This is a genomic window from Herbiconiux sp. L3-i23 (assembly GCF_023734115.1).
In the GTDB taxonomy this organism is placed as follows: domain Bacteria; phylum Actinomycetota; class Actinomycetes; order Actinomycetales; family Microbacteriaceae; genus Naasia.
This window is the reverse complement of sequence record NZ_AP025737.1, coordinates 401,122-419,414: the sequence shown is the minus strand read 5'-3', so window position 1 is coordinate 419,414 and position 18,293 is coordinate 401,122. Positions and strand designations below refer to the sequence as shown.

The following is an 18,293-nucleotide window of genomic DNA, read 5'->3' as shown; positions in this document are numbered from 1 at the left end:
AAGGGCACCGCTCGCGCTCTGCGCCACGTCGACCTCAAGACGGCCCCGATCGAGCGCACGGGCGCAGTCATCCGCTCACCGAGACGGTCCCCCGCTGGAACTGCTGAGTCACGGCGTTTCCGCTCGCGACCGCGGGAGCCACGGGAAGTCCGTATTGGCCATCGACGCCGCCGGCCTGGCTCCACCGACCGAAGACGGGTTGCGCGACGGGGAGCGCCCCCATCGATGGAGTCCAGGTGATCACGCCGCGCTGGAACTCCGTGTCACACCACGTGACGCGACATGCCTCTGCACGAGTCGGCAGCCCGAGCGAACCGGACGGACCACCCGCCGCCAACCACGAATCCCGATACGCGCCGAACACCGGAAGGATCGCGCCGGACGGCGACCCCGAAAGGATCCCTCCCTCGAAGGACTGATAGCAGGTCGCCGGCTCGCACACCATACCCGAGACCGGCGCCCCAAGGCGGCCGAGACCCGACCCCTGCGACTGCCATGGCGACACGAACCAGCTCGACACGATCACCGCGCCGTTCGCCGGAGTCCACACCACGACACCACCCTGGAAGGGCTGCGAACAGTCACGACCATTGCAAGACTCGCCGCTCAACGGCAGCCCGAGCGAACCGGACGGACCACCCGCCGCCAACCACGAATCCCGATACGCGCCGAACACCGGAAGGATCGCGCCGGACGGCGAACCCGAAAGGATCCCTCCCTCGAAGGACTGATAGCAGGTCGCCGGCTCGCACACCATACCCGAGACCGGCGCCCCAAGGCGGCCGAGACCCGACCCCTGCGACTGCCATGGCGACACGAACCAGCTCGACACGATCACCGCGCCGTTCGCCGGAGTCCACACCACGACACCACCCTGGAAGGGCTGCGAACAGTCACGACCATTGCAAGACTCGCCGCTCAACGGCAGCCCGAGCGAACCGGACGGACCACCCGCCGCCAACCACGAATCCCGGTATGCGCCGAACACCGCGACGACGTTGCCAGACGGTGAACCCGAGAGGATCCCGCCCGCGAAGGACTGATAGCAGGTCGCCGGGGAGCATGTCATATCCGCGAGCGGTCGACCGAGCCTGCCCTGCTCGTATCCCGCCGTCGCCCACGCTTCGAGGAACCAGCGTTCGGTCACTGCGGCGCCCTGTGCGGTCACGTCGATCCGCCCGCCACCGAAGGTCTGACTGCAGGCCCCAGCGGAATCGCAGGCCGCGGGACCCGCGGGGCCTCCGAGTCGAGCCGGTCCGCCGAGCGCCAGATATTTCGTGGCGATGGGCTCGGGAACGACCTCGGCTCGTCCCCCGGCCGATGCGATGAGGCCGCCACCGAAGGTCTGCGTGCAACCGGAGGACGAGCACACCGCATTGGCGATCGGATACCCGAGCTGGCCCGAGGTGAGTCCAGCTGAGTTCCAGGCCGAGAAGATGGCCCCGGTGACGGCCGTGGCAGGGCCGCCCGAGAAGAGCGCACCTCGCGCGAAGAGCTGGGCGCAGCGGCCATCAGCGCAGACTTCAGGGCCTCGTGCACCGCCGAGCCGGATCGCTCCGTTGCCCAGCCATGCCGACTCGAGGTGACGACCGACGAGCGAACCGCCGTTGCCGTCCGCCGCGATGACGCCACCGTCGAACGATTGGGTGCAGGTTCCGTCGGACTCGCAGACGACGACTCCCGTCGGTGCACCCGCCGCACCGTCGACGAAGCCCAGGTTGCGCCAGATGCCCTCGACCACCGACGGCACTGCGAAGACGCCTCGACCGGGGAACCAGAAGATGGTGCCGCCGCGGAACGTCTGCAGGCAGTATCGCCCGTTGCACTCTTCGATGCCCGTCGGTCCGCCGAGCAGCCCGGACGCACCGCCGATGGCGGCCCAAACCTTGGCGTACTCGCCGACGACGGGACTTCCCGTCGGGTCGCCGAACCAGTCGGTGTAAAGCCTCCAGAAGTTCCGGTTGCCATACGCCGAGCAGAAATCGCCGGTGCCGTACAGGTTGTTGAGGGCCGCTTGATTGGGCGTGTACGGGGTGTACACGTACAAGGCGCGAGTGGCGTCGTTCTGGATGTACACGGACCTGGTGCCGCAGACACGGTTGGTGTCCGGGGGTGTCGCCTGATAGAGGATGTTGTTCCAACCCAGCTGGTAGCTGAACGACCGCGGATTCTGCATGTAGATCTGGAACTGGCGAGCGGCACCGTAGACCTGGTAGAAGAAGCCCGCGAAGCTGGGATCGCAAGCGGCGCCGTCCGGGCACCCCTGCCCCAATGCAGCGGAGTACGACCGCGGAGTGGGCGCGGTATCGGTGACCAGCCCCTGCTCCTTCTGCAGCATGACGAGAATCACCTTGGGACTGATCCCGCACGCCTGCGATACCGCGGCGATGAGCGAAGCGGCGCTCATTGTTCCCCCGGGGAAGGCTCGACAGTACGAGTTCGCGCTGAGCGAAGGGGTCGATTGAGCGACATAGTCCTTGAGGCACGGCATCCCGTTGCTGCCGCGGCATCCCGAGATCTTCGAGTTCAGGAAGTTCTGAATCTCCCCCGCCGTCATCGACCCCGAGTCGAAGAAGTTGTAGTCGGAGATCAGATAGCCCGGCTGAAAGTCGCTCGCGTTCGCAGCGGACGCCGCCGGAGCGTTCTGAGGCGCAACCGCGGTAAGGAGTCCGATCACAACCCCGAGGGCGACGACGACGGCGGACGCCGCGAACGACCTCGATCGGCTCCAACGCGTGATCACGGCTGAACCACCTCGAGGGGAGCGGACTTCCCACTAGCTCTGGGCGACTCGTAGGCGAGCACGAGGGTCCACTCACCCGCCGGAGCCGTGATATCGATAACACCGCAGTTGACCGCTTCCGGGGTCGCGATCGGGGCGACGGTGCCGGTGAGCGACTCGCCCGTGGCAGCGAGTGCAGTGAGAGTGCAGACGCCATCAGCGTCGTCGGTGCCGGTCACGAGTCCGGACGCCGAAAGCGTACGACCATCGGCGCCCCAGTTGACGATGGTCACCGTGATAGGACCGTCGGTCACGGGAGCAGGCTCCGGCTCAACGGAGTCGGTCACCGTCGGAGTCGGAGCCGATGTGCGCGCCGGGGTCGGTTGCGCCGCGGCGCTCGGCGACGCCGACGAGGAGGTGGGCGACGGCGCAGAAGCAGCGCAACCGGTCAGCAGCAGGCTCATAGCGAGCAGTGTCGGGACAGCGTTCTGCGCCAACGAACTCGGTCCTCGACGTCTGCCGGGTTGCGTCGATCTGCCTGCACCTTGGTTCACCTCTCAAGTATTGACGCAGTCATGGTGAGCGGCGACGAGCGACACGGACGCCGCCGCGTGCACGGAACTGCCGTGCTGCGGCGCCACCTCGATCGGCTGTGATCTCCCTCGTCCTATGCTGGGAGTCGTGCCTCCTCGCGTCGGCGTCATCGTTCGCACCAAAGAACGACCCGCTTTCCTCGCTCGAGCTCTCCGAGACATCGGCGCCCAGACATCTGCCGAGTGGCGGGTGATCGTCGTGAACGATGGTGGTGCCACCTCCGCCGTCGACGATGTCGTCGAATCGTGGGAGCACGCCGACCGAGCAGAAGTGATCCATCTGCCTCCAGGAGAGGGCGGCCGCTGCGCGGCGGCCAACAGGGGCGTCGCTGCGGCGGCGAGCGAGTTCGTGGTTCTGCACGACGACGACGATCTCTGGGATCCCGACTTCCTTGCGGACACGGTGGGGTGGCTCGAGAACCACCCCGACGCTGGCGGCGTGTCGGCCGCCACCACGATCGTCTACGAGGAACTCCGGAACGGCGTCTGGACGGAAAGCGGCCGAGCCCCCTTCTGGCAGGGCATGAGCCGAATTTCGCTCGGCGAAATGCTCGTCGTCAACCGGATCGTGCCGATCTCGTTCCTCTACCGGCGGGAGCTGCATGACCGTTTCGGTGGGTACGACGAGTCTCTCGACGCAGTCGAGGACTGGGACTTCTACCTCCGCGTCCTACCCCATCGGGAGATCGGATACCTGTCGGCCCGCCCGCTCGCACTATGGACGCAGCGTCCCGGTGTTCGAGGAGCAGCGGCGAACAGCATGTTCGAGCTGTCAGGAGAGCATGCTCGGGACGATGCCGTTGTCCGCGACCGAGCGCTCGCGCAATGGATCGACGAGCACGGTACTGCCCTCCCTCTCGCGATCGCGGCATCCGAACGCCGGCTCGGCGAGAGAATCGAAGAACTGGACAAGCGGTACACGAACCTGGTCAATCAACTCCGACGCGAGACCTCCGTCCTGCGACCGTTCTCCCATGGGGCGCGGTTCCTGGTCGATCTCTGGCGTCGTCGACGCTGAGGAGCGAGTAGCACGATGAAGAGCCTCCTGCAGCGGATCGAATGGCGAATCAACGCGATTCGTCATCGAGACCCGCTATCGCCCTCCGCGTACGCCAGGTTGTTCGGCTCGTGGCGGCCTCGTGCGTGGGACGCGCGTTTCACCCCACGACGCGTACTGGTCCTGCGGAGCGACGAGATCGGGGACACTGTTACGACTCTTACCCTGCTCGCGTCGATGCGCGCCCAATGGCCGAAAGCTCGATTGGACCTCGTCGTGAAGCCGGTACCGGCGACCATCTTCCATGCCGCCGGTTACGTCGACCGGGTGATCCCCTGGTCCCCCGTCGTCGAGGGGTCGGCCCTCAAGCGACAGCTCCTCACCGCACGTCAAGCGCTCCGCCGGTTCGGGCTACGCGGCTACGACCTCGCCGTGCTGCCTCGGTGGGATTTCGACGACACGCCGTTGCGTTATCTCGCCTCAGCGTCCCGCGCGCGTTCCGTCGTCGGATTCGCGCCTGTAGCCGAGCGTGAACCGATATGGCTCGGTGAGCAGACGCGTCTACTCACCGACGTCATCGCGCGCGGCGACTCGCCGATGCTGTCTGTCGAGCAGCTGCGGCGAGTGGCCGAGCACCTGGGCGTGCCTTGGCTGCCTCGTCCTGACCCTGCGGTCGGATATGCCCTCTTCAACGCCAGCGACCGCGGGAAGGCAGACCGGGCTGCCGAACTGAGCACTCGATCTGACCTGATCGTCGGAGTGGGGATCGGCGCCCGCGACGCGAAGCGTCAATGGCCGACGGAGGAGCTCGTTCAGACGCTCACCGAACTGTCCCGATCGCGGTCGCTCGCCGTTCAAGTGCTCGGAGGCGACGTGGACATCGGGCGGGCCGGCGCGCTGGTCACTCGGCTCGCGGACCAGGGGGTTCATGCTGCCAATCTCGCGGGCAGACTGACTCTCAGCGAGAGCGCAGCGGCAATCTCCCGATGCCAGCTGTTCCTCGGCAACGACTCCGGGTTGCAGCACATCGCGAGCAGCCTCGATGTCGCCACGATCGTCGTCACCTGCCATCCGGCGAACGGCTCACCGTGGAGCGATAACGCCCCCGAGCGCTTCGGCCCCTGGTCTCGCCGTAGCGTCGTTCTGCAGCCGCCTCACCCCGCCGAGGGCTGCACCGACGAATGCACCGCCAGCGAACCCCATTGCATCCGCGCGGTTCATGCGGTGGAAGCCGTCGCCGCCGCCGAGCATCTGCTCGAACTCGGCCGCGAGTGAGATCGGATACTCTCGTTCGGTCGGATCGCGTCAATCCCGCTCGTCCCACGTCTGGATTTCTCAATGCCTGATATCTCGCCGATCTCGCCTCAACACATCCTCGGCTTCGACACGGCACACGTCGTGGTCATCGGGGACGCGATGCTCGACCGGTACGTGAATGGGACGGTGAATCGGATCTCACCCGAAGCTCCGATTCCCGTGATGCAGGTACGGGAGGACCGCAGCGTCGCCGGAGGCGCCGCCAATGCGGCGATCAACGTCGCCGCTCTCGGGGCGACCACGACTCTCATCGCGTCCTGGGCGGACGACGAGGCGGGAGCCGAGTTGAAGCGACTTCTCGACGATGCCGGTGTTACCGCAAAATCCGTGCAGCGGGGAGCCGCCCCGACGATCGAGAAGCTGAGAGTGGTGGCGGGGCAGCAGCAGATCGTCCGAGTCGACCGTGAAGACACGGTCGAGCTCGACTCTGCGGGAGCGGACTCCGTGATGGCGGCGCTGGATGAGGCCCTGCTGAGCCGACCCGAGTCGACTGCTGTCGTCATCTCCGACTACGCCAAGGGGATGTTGACCGACGACCTGGTGGCGAGGATCATCGCCTCCGCCTCGCGCCATTCGATCCCGGTGGTCGTCGACCCGAAATCCTCCGACATCCGCAAGTACCGGGGTGCCTCCATCGTCAAGCCGAACTTCGCCGAAGCGTTGCAGATGGCTGGGTTGCATGCAGAGAGCCCTGATGAGGCGACCCTCGATCGAATTGCGCAGCGGCTGCAGGTCGACGGGATCGGCGCGCTGGCAGTCTCGCTCTCCGCCGTCGGGGTCGAGGTCATCGAGGGCGACGACCGCACGCGCATCCCGACCCGCGCACGGCTGGTCGCTGACGTCTCAGGCGCGGGCGACTCGATGATCGCCGGCATCGCCGCCGCGCTCGCGAGCGGCCTCTCGAACCTTCAAGCGGTGCAGGTGGGCAATATGGCAGCGGGGATCGCCTGCGGACGCCCTGGTACTGCGATCGTGACCAGCGCAGATCTGCTGAACGAACTACTCGTCGAGCTGTCACCCGAGCAACGCCCGAGCACCATCGAGGACTGGATCGAGCTCGCCCGCTTGGTTGCCGTGGAGAAGCAGGCGGGCAAGCGTGTCGTCTTCGCGAACGGTGTCTTCGACCTCTTGCATGCGGGCCACGTCGCGTTGCTCAAGGAGGCTCGAGCATTGGGCGATGTTCTCGTTGTCGGAGTCAACTCGGACGCCTCGACGGCCCGGCTCAAGGGTCCAGCGCGGCCGCTCCAACCTCAGAGCGACCGGATGACTGTACTCGAGGCTGTCCGCTACGTCGACTTCGTCACCGTTTTCGAGCAGGACACCCCTCGAGAGTTGATCCAGGCGATCAAGCCCGACGTGATCGTGAAGGGATCCGACTACCGCCCCGACCAGGTGGTGGGCGGCGACGACGCGAAAGCGTGGGGCGGGCGCGTCCACATTGTCACTCTGCTCGACGGCGTATCCACAACACGCCTGTCGCAGGGCCAGCAGGTCCGACGCGGCTGAGGTCGAATAGCGATGGAAGGATCAGCAGCATGAGTGTCATCAAAGAGAACCTCGCTGAGAACGCACGCCGGATGGCCGCCCTCGCCGAGGATGCCGAGTTCATCGAGGCGTTCGAGCGAGCGGCGACGGTGATGGCCACCTCCCTACGACAGGGGGGAACACTGTTCGCGTGCGGTAACGGCGGTTCGATGACGAATGCGCAGCATTTCGCAGAGGAGCTGACCGGCCGTTTCCGAGGCGACCGCCCCCCACTTCGGGCGATCGCCATCTCCGATCCCTCACATCTCACGTGCGTGGCGAACGACTACGGCTACGAGTTCGTATTCTCGAAGTTCATCGAGGCTCTGGCTCGTCCGGGTGATGTGCTCCTCGCTCTCAGCACGAGCGGTAAGTCGGCCAACGTGCTGCGCGCAGCAGAGGCGATGAAGGCTGCGGGCGGAACGGTGGTGTCATCCTCCGGCACGAGCGACAATGCGATCGCGTCCGTCGCCGACGTTGCGATCGCGCTTGGCACCGGCCGATGGGCCGACCGCATTCAGGAGTCCGAACTCGTGGTCATCCACTCCTTGATGCAGTCCATCGAGGACGAACTCGGGTATTCCACCGAGTAATTCACAGACGGTCGCCGCCGCGGACCGATCTCACGGCTCCTGCGAACTCCGAGAGGCTGGCGAACGTCGCATCAGCGCTGAGGTCCTCCGTCGTGTCGATGCGCACGCTGATAGCTCCCCCGGTTGCGAGAGCGAGACGACGCGCCATCTCCATGTCCGAATCGGTGTCGCCGACCATGACGGACAACGATTGGTCGAGCTCGTCATGCGCGGCCAGATATGACAGAGCCATGCCGGGGTTCGGCTTACGGCAGTCGCATCCGACGCGAGCCAGGTGGGGACAGAACCTCACCTCATCGATTCGACCGCCCGCCGCCGTGATGGACTCGAGCATCCGATCGTGGATCGCGGCGAGCTGGGCCATGGTCATCACGCCTTTGCCGATGCCTTGCTGATTGGTCACGATGACCACCCGAGGTGCCCACGAGGATAGGCTCGCGATGGCCTCCAGCGCTCCGGGCTCGAAGTCGAACTCCTCCCAGGAGCGGACGTAACCATCCATGATCCGGGTGTTGATCACACCATCGCGATCGATGAACAGGCACCATGCTTTCCCGTCCCGGTCTCGGACAGCAGCTTCGATCCGGGAATCGCTCACGTATGCACGCTCACCGTGTTCAGCTGCGCCTCTCCGCCTCGGGTGCAGGAGGCGAGGAAGCGAAGAACCTTCCCCACGCTTCCACACTGACCAGCTCCGGCAGGGCCGCACGATACCGGCCCCGGAGCTCGGTCCACTGCGAGCGGAGGAGGGCTGCGTCTCGGACAGCGCGCCGAACGCCGCTAAGGAAGGTCCTCCTATCGCGTCGATGCCAAACCACGCCCGACCCCTCTGCATTCGATACCAGGACACTGTCGTATCCGGGCACCACCCACCACTTGGCATCGGAGAAGGGCAGGTGCGCTTGGGGCGCGAGGTTGTCGGCAGCGGACGCCGGCTGCAAGGCGTGGCGAACGAGGCTCCTCGCGAGCCAGATGATCATGACCGCTCGGGGAGGATTGTTGCGACGCGGCTCGATGGCCCCCCTAGGGGAACCGAGGGGCGGGAGAGCCTCTCGGTCTTTGATCACCGAACCGTCGACGTACTTCGACGACAGCGCACGCACCTTCCCGAGGCGGGTGGGGAGTTCGTCCCAGAGGTTCTCCGGGCCTGAGCGGACAGCACTGTAGGCGTGGCGTCGTGCTTCCGCGGCGAAGTACTGCATCGACAGCAGGTGCTTCAAGTCGATGGCCAGGTTCGAGCGGGCGAGGCCGCCTCCCTTGGCGAACGGCGAGTGGAGCAGAGCGGCGACCAACCGGTTGCGCGCATGGTAGAACGCCTGCCAATCCTGGCTGTCGTCCTTGTCGACCCAGGAAACGTGCCACACCGCGGCGCCAGGCAGGGTGACGGTCGGATAGCCGGCATCACGGGCACGCAGAGAGTATTCGGCGTCATCCCACTTGATGAACACCGGGAGGGAGAGTCCGACCTCTTTCAGTACCTGCACCGGGATGAGGGACATCCACCAGCCGTTGTAGTCCGAGTCGATCCGACGGTGCAGCCACCGCGTCTGACGCAGATTCGACCGAGCGAAATCGTGACGATCCGGTGAGGTCGGCCCCCACATGAAGTTCCAACGTTCGACTCCCTCGGCGTATGCGTGCAACTTGCTTCGGTCGTACATGTCGAACATATGGCCCCCGACGATGGCCGGCGCGCGGAGATAGTCAGCGAATCGGACAGCGCGGCGGATGCTTTCGGGCTCCACCGCGACATCGTCGTCGAGAAGCAGGACGTAGTCCGATCGACCCGCTTTGATCGTCTCGTACATGCCTCGGGAGAAGCCGCCGGATCCTCCGACATTGGCCTGTTCGATGACGACAAGCTTGTCTCCGAGACTCGTCGACGCACGCTCGAACCCTTCGGCATCTCGGATCTTCTGAGTTCCCTGGTCCACGACGTAGACGGTGTCGATCAGGTCGGTAATGTCGGAACGCTCGCCGATATCGGCGAGCAGTTTGGTGCAGTACGCCCCGCGATTGAGCGTGGTGATAGCAACGCTCGTGGAGCCGGGCGTTCCGCGCGTCGGCTCCGTTCCTACCGGGGCATGCCATGCAGCCTCCTCGAGGACGAGCCCGCGGGACGCCGCGACGAGGTCGAACCAATACCATCCCCCATCGATGAAATTCGAGAACGCCAGCGAGAAAGTCGACTCCATCTCCCCATCGACCGTCAGAGCCTCGACCTTCTGCGAAATCCCGCGGGCGTTGGATCGATAGACGAGGATTTGTCCTGCCCCGGAAGTGCGGATCCGGAGGTCCACGGCCTTCAACGTTGTCCATCGGTTCCAGTAGGCGGCCGGGAATGCGTTGAAGTAGGACCCGAAAGACACGTGTCGGCCGCCCTCGACGGCGAATCCGCCGTCGCCGATGAAGGCGCTGGTGCGCGTGTCATCCGAGAGCCGGAGGATCGAATTCTCCTGCTCGTCGTGCACGAAGCCGCGCTCGGAACGGATCGTCCTCTCATCCCGGTAAACGGGCAGAGACGACCAATGATCGGCGTCCACGTACAGGGGCACGAGGGCCGGGTCATGGTCCCTCGGGAAGATGACTCGCTGAAGGAGCGTCGACAGGGCGTTCACGGGCGATCTCCGAACATCGGGGCGACCTTGTTCTGGAAGGCGGAGAGAGCCGCCCCGATCGCCATGTGCATGTCGAGGTACTGGTAGGTGCCGAGCCGGCCGCCGAACAGCACGTCCTTCTCGTCCTTCATCAGTTCGCGATAGCCGAGCAGTCGCTCGCGGTCCTGCGGGCGGTTGACCGGGTAGTACGGCTCATCCTCACGGGTAGCGAAACGCGAGAACTCGCGCATGATCACGGTCTTGTCGCTCGGGTACCAGTCGCGCTCCGGGTGGAAGTGGCGGAACTCGTGGATCCGCGTGTACGGCACGTCGGACCCGGCGTAGTTCATGACCGGGGTGCCCTGGAAGTCGCCGGTGGCGAGGGTCTCCTGCTCGAAGTCGAGTGTGCGCCACGACAGCTCGCCCTGCGCGTAGTCGAAGTAGCGGTCGACCGCCCCGGTGTACACGATGGGCAGCTGACCGACGGTCGCCGCCTTGTTGTACGGCTGGCTCCCGTCGAAGAAGTCGGTGTCGAGGTGGACTTGGATGCGCGGGTGGTCGGCCATCCGCTCGAGCCACGCGGTGTACCCGTCGACCGGGAGGCCCTCGTGGGTGTCGTTGAAGTAGCGGTTGTCGTAGTTGTAGCGGACCGGGAGGCGACTGATCACCTCGGCGGGCAGCTCGCGCGGATCGGTCTGCCACTGCTTGGCCGTGTAATCGCGGATGAACGCCTCGTAGAGCGGGCGCCCGATCAGCGAGATGCCCTTCTCCTCGAGGTTGCGCACCGCGGCCGAGTCGACCTCGCCGGCCTGCTCGCGGACCAGGGCGCGGGCCGCGTCGGGGCCGTGCGCCGAGCGGAAGAACTGGTTGATGGTGCCGAGGTTGATCGGCAGCGGGAAGACCTCGCCGCGGTAGTCGGTGTAGACGCGGTGCACATAGTCGGTGAAGCGCGTGAAGCGGTTCACGTACTCCCACACGGTCTCGTTGGAGGTGTGGAAGAGGTGGGCGCCGTACCGGTGGACCTCGATGCCCGTCTCGGGTTCGTTCTCGCTGAACGCGTTGCCCCCGATGTGGGAGCGGCGGTCGATGACGGCGACGCGCAGCCCGAGTTCCTCGGCAGCCCGTTCGGCGACGGTCAGACCGTAAAAGCCCGACCCGACGATCAGCAGATCCACGTCCACGAAGTTTCCTCACTGCCCCGGAAGACTCCGGGACGACGCTAAACCCTATTCGACCCGTGCTGAGCGGGTCTTGCGGGCACCTGGATTGGCGATGAAAGCCCGGTAGATCACCTGGCGGATGCCCACGGGGACGAGACGGTAGCTGGCCCGGATGCCGATGTTGCGCAGCATCTGCCGGCGGGTGGTGAAGTGGATCCGCCGGAACTCGCGCTGGAGGCGCAGCTCGGCGACCAACTGCTTGTAGCCGCCGCGGCGGCGGTACGCCCCGGCCCCGACCCGGTACATCAGCAGCGGCGCGGGCACGTTGTCGACGATGGCGCCGGAGTGGATCATCCGCACGAAGAGCCAGTAGTCCTCCATGAGGCCGAGCTCCTGGTACCCGCCCGCCTTGTGCACGGCCTGCTTGCGGTACACGACGGTCGGGTGGTTGAAGGGGTCGTGGAAGCGCGAGTAGCTGCGGATGCGTTCGAGCCCCGACGGCGGGGTGCGCCTACCGAGCACCTTGCCGTTGTCCTCGAGGAACTCGAACATGCCGGCGCCGACCATGTCGAGGCCGTCGGCGGTCATCGCGGCGAGTTGACGCTCGAAACGTTCGGGCAGGGAAATGTCGTCGGCGTCCATGCGGGCGACGATCTCGTGCGTGCAGGCGGCGAGTCCCTTGCGCAGCGCATGGGCGAGGCCGATGTTATCGGGCAGACGCAGCACGGTGGTGGGCACCGGCGACTCGGTCTCGAGATCGCGCAGCACCGCTTCGACCTCGTCGGGGACGGGCCCGTCGCGGACCACGATGACCTCGTCGGGGCGCAGGGTCTGGTCGTGCACCGAGCTGGTGAAGGCGCGGCGCAGGAATCGGGCATCGTCGCCGCGGTAGACCGGGAGCAGGAGTGAGAACGGTGCCGTGTCAGCCACGACTCGCCTCGAAGCGTGCGATGGCGTCGGACACCTCGCCGAAGCCGTCGAGCACCTCCGCGTTCGACCGCGGCGGCGCCTGGAACCCGTCGCGCACCCCGCGCGTGAACGCCGATCGGAGCACTGCTCTCCCCGGCGAGTTCAGGTAGGTGCGGACCCAACGCAGCAGCGTCGCGCCGCCGTACAGCCCCTTCTCGGGAAGCGACAGCGAACGCGAATGGCGGAACATCCAGATCTTGTTGCGCACCTCGAAGTAGAAGCGTTCGCCGGGGTCGACGGCGGTGTCCCCGAACGCCTTGGTGCGGTGCTCGACGACGCTGCGGGCGCAGTACACGCCGACGCCGCCCCGCACGAGACGGGTCGAGTATTCGAAGTCGTCGTTCCAGAGGAAGTAGTCGGCGATCGGCAGCCCGAGCGTGCGCACGAGCGCGGCGGGCATGAAGAGCGAGACGAACGAGGCCGAGCGGAACGGGAAGCCGTCGACGCCGCGGAGCGCCTCGTCCACGCGCTTGGATCGCAGCCGCCACGGGCGCGGCGTGTTCATGGGGTGGTCGCGTCCGTCGGTCCACACCACGCGTGAGGCGAGCAGCCGGGCGCCCGGAAGGCGCTTCGCCATGGCCTCGAGCTCCTCGGCGGCCGTGGCGGTGGGGACGGTGTCGTCGTCCATGACCCACACGTAATCGGCGCCGTGCGCGGAGACGGCGCGCTCGATGCCGACGGCGAAGCCCCCGGCACCGCCGGTGTTGCGGGAGAGGGAGACGACGTCGGCCTGCGGGGCGATCTCGCGGGCGAGTTCGCCCGATCCGTCGTCGGAGGCGTTGTCGACCACGACGATCCGGTCGAGCGGACGGCTCTGTCCGAGCAGCGCCTTCAGCGTCTCGGTGAGCAGTTCGCGCCGGTTGTAGGCGACGACGACGGCGACGATCTTCGAGATGGCGGATCCTCCGGGGTCGTGCGCGAAGCGGTCGATGACCGTGCGATTCTACCGGGAGGCCATCCCACGGGCGTCGCCCGCACCGGCGGGCCGGGAGCTCGCGGCGTTCGCTCGGAAGTCAGCCCGAGACGCCGCGAAGAAGGCACGAGCGGTATCCCCGGTTTTCGACCGGGTCGGCGCACGATTCGACGCCGACTGCGTCGCCGCCCGCGACGAGGTCGTCGATTCCGGGCGGGAACGTCCACACGCCGTCCTGCCCACCACCCTCGCCGGGAAGCACGAGACGTTTGCCCTGCAGGAAGGCGATGCTCACCGGCGGGCCCCACGAGCCGTGGACACGGTCGGTTCCGTCGTCGAGGGCGATGGCCTCGGCGGTGGCACGCTGCTGGGCGAGGCTCTCGCGGCGTGGGTCGTACACGTCGGCCAGCCGCACGACGGCGCCTCCCGCGACGGCGAGGCAGAGCGCGACGGCGACGCTCCACGATGCGATCCGCGACGCACGGCGCCCGGCCGCGAGGGCGCGCACGGCGAGCACGAGCAGAGCGGCCACGACGGCTCCCGCGAGGACGAGCGCCGGCGCCGGGTGACGTACCCACACCGGGGTGCTCGACGAGACCCACCACCATACGGTCCACAGCACGAAGAGCGATGCGACAACGATCAGTTCGATCCGCACCCGCCCGAGCGCGCGTCCGAGTAGCGGCGACCGGCGCGCGACGACGAGGACCGCCATCGCGGCGGCGAGCAGGATAGCGGGCACCCAGGCGGGCAGCGACCATGCGGCGAGCGCTGCGCCCGCCTTCTCCCACCACGGCGAGCTGAACCCGCTCTGCCCCCCGGAGAGCAGGAAGCGGCCGAGCGCGCGCACCGAGGTCAGGTAGCCGCCAGGGCCGAGGGCGACGAGGCGCACCATCTCGAATACCGCGACCGGGATGGCGGCACCGGCGGCGAGGAGCAGCACATGTCGGATCCGCTGCCGCGTTGCGTCACCGGAGAGCACGGCGCCGACGACGAGGGCGGGGATGGCCAACACGCTGAGATTCTTGCTCTCGAACGCGAGCCCGATGAGCGCACCCGCTGCGAGCGGGTGGCGTCGGAGCGTCAGCACGGCGAAGACGAGGAACGCGGCGGCGGGAAGCTCGCCCAACACGTCGGTGAGTCCCTGGATCGGGGATGCCGAGTCGGCGGCGGTGAAGAGGACGAGCGCCGAGACGGCGGCGATGCCGCCCCACATTCCGGCGATGCGTCTGCCGAAGAGGAGAAGCCCCGCCGCGAGGGCGAGGGCGAACGCGGCGCCGACCAGTCGTCCGGCGGTGACCGGGTCCACTCCGGCCGCGATCAGCGGTGCGATGGGCGCGAGCACCGCGGGTCCCGTCGAGACCTTGGGATCGAACAGGGCGGGAACGCCGTCGTTCAGGATGCCCGCGCTGAGGTAGCCGCGGCCGAGCGCGAGGTTCAGCGGCACGGAGAGGTTGTACGCCTCGTCCTCCCAGAGCCGTGTGCGCAGCAGACCGGCGACGACGAGGGCGGTGAACGCGGCCCCGACCGCGATGGCGGCGGCGATCGCGGGAACGGCATGGCGGCGCGCAGCGGGAGCCGGCGTGGAAGCGGCCGTTGCGGAGGCGGTCGTCACGGAAGGGTCTCGACGGCCGCGCGCCGGCCCTTCTGGTTGAGGGTCAAGAGTTCCCGTGCGGCGCGCGAGGTGAAGCTCACCAGCCGGGCGGGCGGCAGCAGGTGCTGGAATCGCGCGCGACCCCACATGGTGCCCGTGCTGGTGCTCCCCCGTCGCGGGAGGCTGTCGACGTCGACGCCGACGACTCGGAGGCCGAGACGGCGTTCGAGCACCGAGAAATGCACGTGCGGGACGAGCGCATCGTCCGGCACCTCGTCGCAGACGGAGCGGAGCGCCTCGCGTCGGTAGGCGCGCAGGGGCGTGTTGGCGTCGAACACCTGCCCGCCCGCGAGGTTGCGGATCACCGCGCCGAGCGTTCCGGTGAGCACTCGCCGGTACCACGCGTCGGTGCGGCCGCGTCGGATGCCGTGGACGACGTCGTTGCCGTCGAGCGCCTGCACCACCGCGAGCACGTCTTCGCCGCGGAACTGCCCGTCGCCGTCGACGTGCACGACGACGGAGGCCGCGGTCGTCAGCCCGGCTCGGTAGGCCCGCAGGGCGCTGGGCCCGTGCCCGAGGTTGCGGGGGTTGGGGATGACGTCGACGGAGAAGCCGCCGGCCGCGGCCGCGGCGCGCGCGCGGTCCGCCGTCTCGTCGGAGGAGCAGTCGTCGACGACGATGTAGAGATGCTCGAACCGGCCCGCCAGCGAGCCCTCGATCTCGGCGAGGAACTCCCCGATGCCCTCGGCCTCGTTATGCGCCGGCATGACGACCGCGATGTCCATGCAACCTCTCCCAGGGCCCACGGGTGGGCGACTGGTAGTAGCGTAAGGGAGGCGATCGAGCGGCGGGGAGACATGCGGACGCTGCTACATTCCGGTGCTCGTTTCCTGCTCGTGGGGGCGATCAGCACGGCGATCGAGCTGTCGCTGTTCAACCTCTTCCTCGTCGGTCTCGGCTGGTCTCCTGTCGCCGCGAAGGTCGTGTCGTCGCTTGTCGCGCTGATCAGCGCCTACGTCGGCAACCGCGAGTGGGCGTTCCGGGGCAGGCCTCGCGGCCATCGAGGACGGGAGGCGGCACTCTTCATCGCCGTGAACGTCGTCTGCACAGCACTCGGTGCGGGCATCGTCGCGCTCGGCACCGCGCTGCTCGGTGACGGGCCGCTCGTCGTCAACGCCGTCAACGTCGTGAGCATCGGCATCGTGGTCGTGCTCCGGTTCGTGCTCTACCACTCCGTGGTCTTCCGCGAGCAGCCGGTCGCCGCGGCCGCCGCCGCACAGGAGGGGGCGTCGTGAGCGAGTGGATCTCCGTGGTGCCGGCTGTGCTGGTCGCCGTCCTCATCCTCGTGATCCCCGGCGGCGTCGCCGCCTTCCTCGCCCGCGTGCGCGGACTCGCTCTTCTCGCGCTCTCCGCCCCTGTCTCCCTCGCGATCATCGGGGCTGCCGCTGTGGTCACCGGCGCGATCGGCGTGCCGTTCGGAATCCCCACCGTGGCCGTCGCCACCGTCGTCGTCGCGGCTCTCGCGTGGGCCGCCGGGCGATGGCTGCCCGCCTCCCCCGCCCTCCGCGAGGGGTTCGCGCGCGGGCCGTTGCTGCTCGTCAGCGGCGCAGCCCTTGTCGCCACGATCGCGACCGCCGCGATCGCCTTCGGCTCGGTCGCATCCCCCGATCTGGTCAGCCAGACCTACGACGGCGTCTTCCACCTGAACGCCGTCGCCTCCGTGCTGCAGACCGGCGACGCGTCCTCGTTCCATCTGTATCGGATGACCCATCCGGGCGACGGCATCGAGTTCTATCCCGCCGCGTGGCACGCGATCGTCGCGCTCGTGGTGCAGATGACCGGTTCGTCGATCGGGCTCGCCACCAGCGCGGTCTGGATCGCGGTGACCGGCGCCGTCTTCGCGCTCGGCAGCGCGTGGTTCGCGGCCGTCGTGGTCCCCGTTCAGCGCGTCCGAGTCGTCGTGCCGGTGGTCGGGGCCCTCGCCGGGTCGCTGACGGCGGCGGGGCCGTACCTGCTGCTGCAGTGGGGCGTCCTCTACCCGACCGGACTCGCCTACGCCCTGCTGCCCGCGGGGCTCGCTCTCGCCGTGCTGGTGCTCCGGCGGGTCGCCTCCCGCGAAGTCGTCCTGCCTGTGCTCCTCGTCGCCGTCTGGTTGGCGGCGAGCGTCTTCGCGCATCCGCGCTCCCTCATCAGCTTCGCCCTGCTGGTGCTGCCGCTGCTCGTCGCGGCCCTCGCGTCGTGGGCTCGCGGCGAGCTGCGCGATGCGGCACGGCGCCGTCGCACGATCGTGATCCTGGCGGGTGTCGTCGTCGCGACCGCAGCGGCCGCCGCGATCGGCAGCATGGCGGTGCTCCGCTACTTCGCCGCAGACGTCAGGCCCATCTCCGATCGCCTCAACGGCGGACCGGCGACGGCTCGGCAGAGTCTCGGGGAGTCGCTGCTGCAGGGGCTGCTGCTCGCGCCGCCGTCAGGGCCGGACGAGAGCACCCTGCCCGTGACGGGAGTGCTGGCGGCGAGTATCCTCGTGGCGCTCGTCCTCGCGTTCCGGGTGAAGGGGCTTCGCTGGGCCGCGGTCGCGTATCTGCTCACGGTCGTGCTCTACGCGCTCGCCGCCGGGTCGAACTCCGACTTCGCGAAGCTCGCGACCGGCTTCTGGTACAAGGACAAGTTCCGGTTGTTCGCGCTGCTCGGCGTGCTCGCACCGCCGCTCCTCGCCGCCGCTGCCGCAACGCTCACCGCATCGCTCGCCCGGGTGCGGCGGTGGGGTCGCCGCGGCGGTCTGATCGCCGCGTCGGTGGTCCTCGTCGTCGTCACTGTCGCGAGCTGGTTCGGTCCGACCCTGGGCGGCATGCGCGACGCGGTCGCGCGCAACTACGAGCTCGCCGCGCAGAAGGACGGTCGACTGCTCGACACCGACGAGGTCGCGCTGTTCGGCCGCCTCGCCGAACTGACACCCCCCGGATCCGTGATCGTCGGCGATCCGTGGAACGGGTCGACCCTCACCTGGGCGATCGGAGGACGAGAGTCGCTGTTCCCGCACCTCACCGGCGAGTGGGACGAGGACCGCGACTTCGTGCGCCTCTGGGTCGACAGGGTGAGCCTCGACCCCGCGATCTGCGCCGCTCTCGACCGACTCGACGCTCACTATCTCTTCGCCTCCGATGGCCTCCTCTGGAACGGGGATCCGCAGGCCGAGGAGTTCGCGGCGATCTCGCGCGCCGCCGATGCGCCCGGATTCACCCTCGTCGCCGAAGAGGGCGGCAGCCGGCTGTTCCGCATCTCCGCCTGCGACTGAGCACGTCGCTCCGTGGGCC

General features: G+C 67.9%; 15 protein-coding genes. 6 read left to right on the top strand and 9 right to left on the bottom strand.

Features of this window, described 5'->3' with window-relative positions:
- Positions 1–67: 67 nt before the first annotated feature.
- Both NGH83_RS02045 and NGH83_RS02040 read right to left on the bottom strand, forming a co-directional pair.
- Positions 68–2,743 (bottom strand): hypothetical protein, encoded by a 2,676-nt coding sequence (locus tag NGH83_RS02045; RefSeq protein ID WP_251857410.1) that lies wholly within the window; start codon positions 2,741–2,743, stop codon positions 68–70.
- Positions 2,740–3,036, bottom strand: coding sequence for a hypothetical protein (locus NGH83_RS02040; protein ID WP_251857409.1), 297 nt, complete (start codon positions 3,034–3,036; stop codon positions 2,740–2,742). Before NGH83_RS02040 ends, NGH83_RS02045 begins: the two co-directional genes overlap by 4 nt.
- A gap of 355 nt (positions 3,037–3,391) precedes the next feature.
- On the opposite strand from NGH83_RS02040, the gene NGH83_RS02035 reads away from it, so the two are divergent.
- From NGH83_RS02035 to NGH83_RS02020, 4 genes are all read left to right on the top strand, one after another.
- Positions 3,392–4,333, top strand: a complete 942-nt coding sequence (locus NGH83_RS02035; RefSeq protein ID WP_251857408.1) for a glycosyltransferase — start codon at positions 3,392–3,394, stop codon at positions 4,331–4,333.
- A gap of 411 nt (positions 4,334–4,744) precedes the next feature.
- On the top strand, positions 4,745–5,587 hold the full coding sequence (locus NGH83_RS02030; protein WP_251857407.1) for a glycosyltransferase family 9 protein: 843 nt from the start codon (positions 4,745–4,747) through the stop codon (positions 5,585–5,587).
- A gap of 63 nt (positions 5,588–5,650) precedes the next feature.
- Positions 5,651–7,135, top strand: coding sequence for a D-glycero-beta-D-manno-heptose 1-phosphate adenylyltransferase (rfaE2, locus tag NGH83_RS02025; protein WP_256470115.1), 1,485 nt, complete (start codon positions 5,651–5,653; stop codon positions 7,133–7,135).
- A 71-nt stretch (positions 7,136–7,206) separates the two neighbouring features.
- Complete coding sequence (locus NGH83_RS02020) at positions 7,207–7,746, top strand: SIS domain-containing protein (protein ID WP_251857406.1); 540 nt, start codon at positions 7,207–7,209, stop codon at positions 7,744–7,746.
- Position 7,747: 1 nt separating this feature from the next.
- Here the strand turns inward: NGH83_RS02020 and NGH83_RS02015 are convergent, their stop codons facing one another.
- The 7 genes from NGH83_RS02015 to NGH83_RS01985 form a co-directional block, all read right to left on the bottom strand.
- Positions 7,748–8,344, bottom strand: a complete 597-nt coding sequence (locus NGH83_RS02015; RefSeq protein ID WP_251857405.1) for an HAD-IIIA family hydrolase — start codon at positions 8,342–8,344, stop codon at positions 7,748–7,750.
- A gap of 19 nt (positions 8,345–8,363) precedes the next feature.
- Positions 8,364–10,364, bottom strand: a complete 2,001-nt coding sequence (locus tag NGH83_RS02010; protein ID WP_251857404.1) for a glycosyltransferase — start codon at positions 10,362–10,364, stop codon at positions 8,364–8,366.
- Positions 10,361–11,518, bottom strand: coding sequence for a UDP-galactopyranose mutase (gene glf / locus NGH83_RS02005; protein WP_371872725.1), 1,158 nt, complete (start codon positions 11,516–11,518; stop codon positions 10,361–10,363). The genes NGH83_RS02010 and glf overlap by 4 nt, the downstream gene beginning before the upstream one ends.
- 51 nt (positions 11,519–11,569) lie before the next feature.
- Positions 11,570–12,433 carry a glycosyltransferase gene (locus NGH83_RS02000; RefSeq protein ID WP_251857402.1) on the bottom strand — a complete coding sequence of 288 codons (864 nt, stop codon included), beginning with the start codon at positions 12,431–12,433 and terminating at the stop codon, positions 11,570–11,572.
- The gene (locus NGH83_RS01995) at positions 12,426–13,358 is read right to left on the bottom strand and encodes a glycosyltransferase (protein ID WP_251858425.1); all 933 of its coding nucleotides are present in this window, start codon (positions 13,356–13,358) and stop codon (positions 12,426–12,428) included. Before NGH83_RS01995 ends, NGH83_RS02000 begins: the two co-directional genes overlap by 8 nt.
- A 127-nt stretch (positions 13,359–13,485) precedes the next feature.
- On the bottom strand, positions 13,486–15,000 hold the full coding sequence (locus NGH83_RS01990) for a hypothetical protein (protein ID WP_251857401.1): 1,515 nt from the start codon (positions 14,998–15,000) through the stop codon (positions 13,486–13,488).
- The gene (locus NGH83_RS01985; protein WP_251857400.1) at positions 14,997–15,764 is read right to left on the bottom strand and encodes a glycosyltransferase family 2 protein; all 768 of its coding nucleotides are present in this window, start codon (positions 15,762–15,764) and stop codon (positions 14,997–14,999) included. Before NGH83_RS01985 ends, NGH83_RS01990 begins: the two co-directional genes overlap by 4 nt.
- A gap of 72 nt (positions 15,765–15,836) precedes the next feature.
- On the opposite strand from NGH83_RS01985, the gene NGH83_RS01980 reads away from it, so the two are divergent.
- Positions 15,837–16,274, top strand: coding sequence for a GtrA family protein (locus tag NGH83_RS01980; RefSeq protein WP_251857399.1), 438 nt, complete (start codon positions 15,837–15,839; stop codon positions 16,272–16,274).
- Positions 16,271–18,274, top strand: a complete 2,004-nt coding sequence (locus NGH83_RS01975; protein ID WP_251857398.1) for a DUF6541 family protein — start codon at positions 16,271–16,273, stop codon at positions 18,272–18,274. Before NGH83_RS01980 ends, NGH83_RS01975 begins: the two co-directional genes overlap by 4 nt.
- The last annotated feature ends 19 nt before the right edge of the window (positions 18,275–18,293 follow it).